We start from the raw sequence: 7,517 nt of genomic DNA, 5'->3' as shown, positions 1-7,517 counted from the left end.
AGCCGTCGACCGCTGCCCGGGAGAAGTCCAGGGCGTTGGCGCCGCGGAGCTTGGCCAGGAGGATCTCGTGGAGCCGGGACCACACACCGGCCTCGGTCCATTCGGCCAGGCGGCGCCAGCAGGTCATGCCCGAGCCGAAGCCGAGTTCCTGAGGCAGATGCTCCCAGGAGATCCCGGTGTGCAGCACGAACAGGATGCCCTGGAAGACCAGCCGGTCCGGATGCCGCTTGCGCCCCGGATGACGAGCCCGACGCTCCACCTTGGGCAGAAGCGGCTCGACCACTGCCCACAACTCGTCATCGACATCCCACGGCTTCGACCGAGCCATCCCACACCCCCGGATCAACGTTCCCGGAGCGATCCAACCACCTCGAAGATCATTTCGTTAGGAGTTCTAAGTGAGGGAACGATCCCCGCGGTCCGCTGGCGGGGTCTCTCCCCGAGAGGGCTTTGTCCCACTGCCCCGCCGAGTTATCTCGGTGGGGGAATGTCTTTTTGACCGTTGGTCTGACCAGGTCGTGGTGGGCCGCGACCCGGTGGGGCGGGTCCCCGGTGGGCGCGAGGCAAAAGGCTTTAAAGCCCCTGGGGGGAAGTACCCCTCCCAACCCCTCCGGCCTCCCCGGGCGCCGCGTCACTCGGACGGGTGGTCTCTGCCAACTGGGGTGGATTACGGGGCGGTTGCCTGGCATATGCTCGCGCCGACAACCGGAAATAGTTCGGCCCCCGGCCGGGACTCGCAATCCCGATCGAGGGCCTGACCAGCAAGGAAGTAGACGCTTCCCGATGGCTCCTACGCACCTTACTGATCGTTTCAGAATGAGGTGCGGAGTCGCCTCAAGCAGATGATGCTACAAGCGAGTTGAAGCAGGCCGAGGTGTAGATCGGCTCGTATCTCATAGCGGATCCGGAGGCGTTTGAACTGGTGGAGCCAGGCGAAGGTCCGCTCCACGACCCACCGGGTCTTGCCCAGGCCGGAGCCGTGCGGGACACCTCGACGGGCGATCTTCGGTGTGATGCCGCGGGCCCGAAGGATGCGCCGGTACTTGTCGTAGTCGTAGCCGCGGTCGGCGAACAGCCGGCCCGGCCGGTGCCGCGGCCGCCCACGGACGCCGCGAATGCGGGGTATCGCATCGAGCAGTGGCACCAGCTGGGTGACGTCGTGCCTATTTCCGCCGGTCAGAGCGACGGCCAGAGGGGTGCCGTGCCTGTCGGTGATCAGATGGTGCTTGCTGCCCGGCCGCGCGCGGTCGACCGGCGAAGGTCCGGTGTGAGCCCCCCTTTCAGCGCTCTGACGTGCGAGCCGTCGATCGCGGCATCGTCCATGTCCAGCAGACCGGCTCTGCGCAGCTCGGCCAGGAGCACTTCGTGCAGCCGGGGCCAGACGCCGGCCTCGGTCCAGTCCCGCAGACGCCGCCAGGCCGTCACCCCACTGCACCCTGTCCGCTCGGCAGGAACATCCCTCCAGCTCACGTTCTTGCGCAGCACGTAAACGATGCCCCGCAGGGCCGCACGGTCGTCCGCTGGCAGGCGTCCGGGATACCGATGACGCCGCGGTGGACGGGGTGGCAGCAGCGGAGCGATGCGTTCCCACAGGTCATCAGGCACAAGATCATCCGACACCTGCAACACTCTGCCGCCACCAGGCCCGACCTCCAAGCCCTCACGCCGAACTCATTCTGAAACGATCAGTTAGCGCGCCCTCGCGCGCGTCGTCCGCTCCTCGCCGGACTACCCCCCGATCCGGTGTTCTTCACGTCAACGTGCGGCACACCACCCGCTACACCGTGGTCGGCAACCACCTCGCCCAGCACGAGAAGCTCTCGCTGATGGCGATCGGGCTCGCCGTCCACATCCAGTCGCTGCCCGACGGCGCCTGCATCGCCATCAAGGCCCTCGCCGCCCGCTTCCCGGAGGGCGAGATCTGCGTCGCCGCCGCGCTGCGGGAGCTGGAGGAGCACGGCTACCTGGCCCGGAAGAAGGAACGGCTGCCGAACGGGCGGCTGGCCACGCGCACGGTCTCGTACAACCGGCCGAGCCACCTGCCGCAGGAGCCGGAGCTGAAGCCGGAGCCGGAGCGGAAGCGGGAGCCCGACCCGGCCCCGGAGCCTCGGCCCGTGGCACGACCGGCCCCCGAGGCACCGCCCGCACCCTCCGGCCCCGCCGCCTCGCTCCTCGCCGGCCTCCACCTCCACGAACCCCGGCTGCTCCTGTCCGAGCGGGACGTACACCGGCTGGCCCCCGGCGTCGCCGCCTGGCTCGACCGGGGAGCCCACCCCGACGCCGTGTGCCGCACGCTCACCGCGAGCCTCCCGGACAACCTGAAGCACCCCGCAGGCCTCCTGGCCCACCGGCTCACCGCCCTACTGCCGCCCCCGCTCCCGGCGAGGCCCCCCACCCCGGACCCGCTCCAGAACTGCGACCGGTGCGATCGCGCCTTCCGTGGTCCCGAACCCGGCGCATGCCCAGGCTGCCGCCGGGCTCACGACCCATGTGCCGCGTGACCGGCGTCGGTAGGCTGGCATACAAGAAGCGGACAACGATCAAGATCGACGAATCGCTGGACGCCCGAAAGCGCCACGAAGCGGCCCGGCGCGAGAGTACGCCAACGACCCTGGGCGCGCGCGGCACGCTCGTCGCCGTCACCGCCCGCAGCCAGAAGGGCAAGGACGAGACGTTCGAAGGCCCCTCAGTGACGGCGAGCGGCAGCCCCGACCCCCAGTACGAAGAGGAGGTACGGGGCTGACGACAGACGCCCACTCCGGGCAAAATCTCGCCCGACCGGACGAAGGCGGACGCGGAGCGGCCCCCGCTCCGGTGGTCTCGGGGCGGGGGCCGGTCCGTCGGGGTGATGCGTGCGGTCAGACCTTGAGGGCCTTGATCGCGGTCGGCGCGTGGCCGGGCTCGGTGGCGATCTCCTCGAACTCGGTGACGTCGCTCATGTCGACCGTCTTGCTCATCGAGATGTTGGTGATGCGCTCCAGGATGGCCTCGACGACGACCGGCACCTGGTGCTCGACGGCCAGCTTCTTGGCCTCCTCGAAGGCCTCGCCCAGCTTCTCCGGGTCGGTCACGCGGATGGCCTTGACGCCCAGGCCCTCGGCGACCTTGACGTGGTCGACGCCGTAGACGCCGATCTCCGGGGTGTTGATGTTCTCGAACTCGAGGTTGACCTCGAAGTTGATGCCCAGGTTGCCCTGCGCCTGACGGATCAGGCCCAGGTAGGCGTTGTTCACCAGGACGTGGACGTAGGGGACCTTGTGCTGGGCGGCGACCGCCAGTTCCTCGATCATGAACTGGAAGTCGTAGTCGCCGGAGAGCGCGACGATCGGGGTGTCCGGGTCGGCGGTGGCGGCGCCGATGGCGGCCGGGATCGTCCAGCCGAGCGGGCCGGCCTGGCCGCAGTTGATCCAGTTGCGCGGCTTGTAGACGTGCAGGAACTGCGCGGCGGCGATCTGCGAGAGGCCGATCGTCGTGACGTAGCGGGTCTCCGGGCCGAAGGCCTTGTTCATCTCCTGGTAGACGCGCTGCGGCTTGATCGGGACGTTCTCGAAGTGCGTGCGGCGCTGCAGCGTGGCCTTGCGCTCCTGCGCGGAGGCGGCCCAGGCGCTGAAGTCCGGCAGCCTGCCCGCGGCCTTGAGCTCCTTGGCGATCTCGACGAAGAGCTCGAGGGCGACCTTGGCGTCGGAGGCGATGCCGAAGTCCGGGGCGAAGATCTTGCCGATCTGGGTGGGCTCGATGTCGACGTGGACGAACTTGCGCCCCTTGGTGTACGCCTCCATGTTGTAGCCCGTGTGGCGGTTGGCCCAGCGGTTGCCGATGCCGAGGACGAAGTCCGACTCGAGGAACGTCGCGTTGCCGTAGCGGTGGGCGGTCTGGACACCGACCATGCCGGCGGCCAGCTCGTGGTCGTCCGGGATGGTGCCCCAGCCCATCAGGGTGGAGATGACCGGGATGTTCGTCAGCTCGGCGAATTCGACCAGCAGGTCGGAGGCGTCGGCGTTGATGATGCCGCCACCGGCGACGATCAGCGGGCGCTCGGACTCCAGCAGGAAGTTCAGGGCCTTCTCGGCCTGGGCGCGGGTCGCCTGGGGCTTGTAGACCGGCAGCGGCTCGTAGGTCTCCGGGTCGAACTCGATCTCGGTCAGCTGGACGTCGATCGGCAGGTCGATGAGGACCGGGCCGGGGCGGCCGGAGCGCATCAGGTGGAAGGCCTGCTGGAAGACGCCGGGGACCTGCGCGGCCTCCAGGACGGTGGTGGCGGCCTTGGTGACGGGCTTGGCGATCGAGGCGATGTCGACGGCCTGGAAGTCCTCCTTGTGGAGCTTCGAGACCGGGGCCTGGCCGGTGATGCACAGAATCGGGATCGAGTCCGCGATCGCGGAGTACAGGCCGGTGATCATGTCGGTGCCGGCGGGGCCGGAGGTACCGATGCAGACACCGATGTTGCCGGCCTTGGCACGGGTGTAGCCCTCGGCCATGTGGGACGCGCCCTCGACGTGGCGGGCGAGGGTGTGGCTGACACCGCCGACGTTCTTGAGCTCGCGGTAGAAGGGGTTGATCGCCGCGCCGGGCACGCCGAACGCGTTGGTGACGCCTTCGCGCTTGAGGATCTCAACGGCCGCTGCGGCGGCGGTCATACGAGGCATGGGAGGGCTCCTGCTTCGGCCAGCGGAACCGGGCGCGCCACCGTCTCTCGCGGTCTCGCGGAGCCCGTTTCCGTATTGCGGAAGTATTGTTCTGCTATACGGAAGCAATGTAGGTCGGGGGGCCGAGGGCCGTCAAGGGAGTGAGGTCGGCCGTTGGCCGAAGTCCCTCCCTTCCCGTGGCGGATTGGTGGACGATGGGACGGGACGACAGGGGGTTGGGCGTGGGGTTCGGTATGGGCGAATCGGTACCGGTGCGCTGCCCGGAATGCCTCCGTACGCAGCGATACGTGACGCCGGTCTTCCCCTGCGCCTGTGGCGCCCCGGTCGCGCCGCCGGTGATAGCGGGAGCGACGGGCGAGCCGGTCACGCACCGCAACTGGACGGACGAGTGGGTCGCGGTGCGGTGCCTCTCCTGCGGCCGTGAGGACGAGTGGCCGTACCCGGAGCTGGGTTGCGCCTGCGGGGCGGTCCTGCGTGTGCAGGTCAGGGGGCCCGGCGAGGGCGCGGGTGAAAGCTTCCCGGGGGTCGGGGAGCCCGCGCCGGGGGCCGGGCCCGGCGCGGATGCCGGGACGGGTGACGCGTCCGGGACGGCGTCGCCCACGGCCACGGGTAGGTGGTCGGGTACGGACTCCGGGGCAGGCGCCGACGCACCTTCCGAAACCGGTTCCCGTACGGAGGCCACGACCTGGGCGGCCGAACCGGAGGCCCGAAGCGGCGTCCGCCGCGACGGGCACAGCCCCTTCGCCGAGCGCTACCCCGTCCACATACCCCTGCCGCCCACGGCCCCGCGCCCCGCCCCACCGAGGCCGTCGTTCCGGCCGGTGACCATCCGTACCGCCCGGGACGCCGTCGCCGCGTCCGCCGGTTACCTGCGCTGGCTGGGCTTCAGGGACGTCGTCCAGCCCGAGGAGCGGTCCTCGTCCGGCGTCGACCTGAGGGCCCCCGGGCTCGTCGCCCAGGTCGACCCGAGCACCCGCCCCGCCACCCCGAAGGCCGTGGAGTGCCTCTGGCTCAACGGGCTCAGCAACTCGTCCGTGAGCGTCTTCTTCTCGCTCGCCGGCTACACCCCGGAAGCCCGCTCCCGCGCCGACGAGCTAGGGATCCCCCTCTTCGTCCTGGACCTCACGGGCACCCCTCAGCCCGTCAACGCCCCCGCCGACGAACTGATCACCACCGGCGCCTAGGTGTATCCCTAGGTCGTGTCCGGAACGTAGCGCCGTCTGCCCGCAGGGCAGGGCCCGCAGCGTCCGGTGCGTGCGACCGCAAGGCGGAGGGCCGCCCTCGTACCGGGGTAACTGGGTGATCCCGACAACGCGGCGAACGTGCGTGCCAGGCGACGCGGGCCAAGCGGGACCTTACGGACACGACCTAGGGTCGCGCCCCGCGCCACACACCCTGACCGAGCTGAATTCGGCCATTCACGCGTGATGATCATGCTTCTCCGGGCACAACACTCTCGGGGGGTGGGCGTGATGCCGACGGCGATGTGGTGGTTCATCGGCGCGTCCTGCGCGCAACTGCTCTGTGCGGCGGCTCTGTTGCGCACGCGCGGCTCGGAGCAGGCCGAACTCGCCCCCCAGGCGCTCGCGCTGCTCCGGGGCGGGCGGCTGGCCGCCGTCACCGTCGCGCTCGTGGCGCTGCACCAGCGGGGCGCGGTGGCCGCCGGCCGGAAGGGAACGATTCGGGCCAACGGCGGGCCCGGGAGAACCCGTGACCCCATTGAGCTCGGCGTGCACGGTTCACTGCAACGAGCCCTGGGGATAAGGGCGTTGGCCGCACGCCCCAAGGCGCGGCGGGCTGTCGACGAACTGCGGGGCCAACTCGACCGGGCCGGGCTGCTGCGTCCGCTCGGACGCCTGCGGGCGGCGCGCGTGCTGCTCCTGTGCACGGCGGCGACGATCCCGGCGGGGCTCCTGATCACGGCACCCACCGGCACGGACCTCTCCCTCGCGGCCGTCGTCGGCGCCGTACCGGCTGTCGCCGCGCTCGCACTGCTCCGACTGCCCGCGACGCCCCGCGCCGCGCGAGACCTCCTCGCGGGCCTCCGCGAACGCCACCCGCTCCCGGCCCATCGCCGGGAGGTGGCGGACGGCCGTCTCGTGCAGCTGTACGTGGCGCTCTACGGCGACCCGGCGCTCGCGCTCTTCCTCCCGCGCTTCTCCCAGGACGGCGGCCTGCTCGGCCAGGACGGCGGCGACGGGTACCTGACCGGCCGGGGCCGGTACGTAAGCGGTGCAGCCGGAAGCGAGGGCTCTGGAAGCGAGGGCGCCGGGGGCGGCGGCTCGGACTGACCTCGCGCCATACTCGTCGTATGCGCATCCGAGCGGCCGCACCGGCCGAACTCCCGCTGCTCCAGGACATCGAACAGGCCGCGGGTGAACCCTTCCGTTCCCTCGGCATGGCGGTCATCGCCGACGACGAACCTCTGCCGCTGGACGTCCTGGACGCCTACCGGCTCGCCGGCCGCGCCTGGGTGGCCGCCGACGAGGCCGACCGGCCGGTCGCGTATCTGCTGACGGACACGGTGGACGGGGCCGCCCACATCGAGCAGGTGTCCGTGCACCCGGCCGTCGCCCGCCGGGGCATCGGCCGTGCGCTCATCGAGCACCTCGCGGCAGACGCGGCGCAGCGGTGCCTGACGGCGGTGACCCTGACGACCTTCACGGAGGTGCCCTGGAACGCCCCGTACTACACCCGCCTCGGCTTCCGGGCCCTCACCGAGTCCGATCCGGACCTCACCGCCGGCCTGCGCGCCATCCAGCAGGCCGAGGCCGCCCACGGCCTGGCGACCTGGCCACGGGTCTGCATGCGCCGGGACCTCCTCCCGGCACCCCGCCCGCGCCCTCGGCCCTCCGTCGGCTGAGCCCCACG

The 7,517-nt window shown here is 70.9% G+C and carries 8 protein-coding genes; 5 read left to right on the top strand and 3 right to left on the bottom strand.

Annotated features, from left to right (window positions below; all coding sequences use genetic code 11):
* Both IE136_RS34280 and IE136_RS34275 read right to left on the bottom strand, forming a co-directional pair.
* A partial coding sequence (locus IE136_RS34280; RefSeq protein ID WP_189602449.1) for a transposase occupies positions 1-328 on the bottom strand: 328 nt, incomplete at its 3' end.
* A 483-nt stretch (positions 329-811) separates the two neighbouring features.
* A protein-coding gene (locus IE136_RS34275) for an IS5 family transposase (RefSeq protein WP_189602448.1) occupies positions 812-1,620 on the bottom strand; the annotation gives its coding sequence in 2 pieces (ribosomal slippage) (positions 812-1,281 and positions 1,281-1,620; 810 coding nt in all).
* A 140-nt stretch (positions 1,621-1,760) separates the two neighbouring features.
* Here IE136_RS34275 and IE136_RS34270 point away from each other — a divergent pair.
* Together IE136_RS34270 and IE136_RS34265 are read left to right on the top strand one after the other, a co-directional pair.
* A complete protein-coding gene (locus tag IE136_RS34270; RefSeq protein WP_373309206.1) occupies positions 1,761-2,501 on the top strand; it encodes a helix-turn-helix domain-containing protein in 741 nt (246 codons plus the stop codon).
* A complete protein-coding gene (locus IE136_RS34265; protein ID WP_189602447.1) occupies positions 2,498-2,743 on the top strand; it encodes a hypothetical protein in 246 nt (81 codons plus the stop codon). The genes IE136_RS34270 and IE136_RS34265 overlap by 4 nt, the downstream gene beginning before the upstream one ends.
* Before the next feature lie 115 nt (positions 2,744-2,858).
* Here the strand turns inward: IE136_RS34265 and gcl are convergent, their stop codons facing one another.
* A complete protein-coding gene (gene gcl, locus IE136_RS34260; protein WP_158994827.1) occupies positions 2,859-4,637 on the bottom strand; it encodes a glyoxylate carboligase in 1,779 nt (592 codons plus the stop codon).
* A gap of 830 nt (positions 4,638-5,467) precedes the next feature.
* On the opposite strand from gcl, the gene IE136_RS36650 reads away from it, so the two are divergent.
* The 3 genes from IE136_RS36650 (at position 5,468) to IE136_RS34245 (ending at position 7,509) form a co-directional block, all read left to right on the top strand.
* On the top strand, positions 5,468-5,830 hold the full coding sequence (locus IE136_RS36650) for a hypothetical protein (protein WP_308432521.1): 363 nt from the start codon (positions 5,468-5,470) through the stop codon (positions 5,828-5,830).
* Between the two features lie 288 nt (positions 5,831-6,118).
* Positions 6,119-6,937 (top strand): TIGR04222 domain-containing membrane protein, encoded by an 819-nt coding sequence (locus tag IE136_RS34250; RefSeq protein ID WP_229819470.1) that lies wholly within the window; start codon positions 6,119-6,121, stop codon positions 6,935-6,937.
* A 20-nt stretch (positions 6,938-6,957) separates the two neighbouring features.
* On the top strand, positions 6,958-7,509 hold the full coding sequence (locus IE136_RS34245) for a GNAT family N-acetyltransferase (RefSeq protein WP_158991828.1): 552 nt from the start codon (positions 6,958-6,960) through the stop codon (positions 7,507-7,509).
* Positions 7,510-7,517: the final 8 nt, after the last annotated feature.

The organism is Streptomyces lateritius, assembly GCF_014649715.1.
GTDB classification, from domain to species: Bacteria; Actinomycetota; Actinomycetes; order Streptomycetales; family Streptomycetaceae; genus Streptomyces; species Streptomyces lateritius.
The sequence above is the reverse complement of the archived record's forward strand: the minus strand, read 5'-3'. Positions and strand labels throughout refer to the sequence as shown.

What these genes read in the sequence shown, in the direction of transcription:
- gcl (WP_158994827.1), bottom strand. Translation starts at nt 4,637, where the DNA reads ATGACCGCCGCCGCAGCGGCCGTTGAGATCCTCAAGCGCGAAGGCGTC.
- IE136_RS34250 (WP_229819470.1), top strand. Translation starts at nt 6,119, where the DNA reads ATGCCGACGGCGATGTGGTGGTTCATCGGCGCGTCCTGCGCGCAACTG.
- IE136_RS34245 (WP_158991828.1), top strand. Translation starts at nt 6,958, where the DNA reads ATGCGCATCCGAGCGGCCGCACCGGCCGAACTCCCGCTGCTCCAGGAC.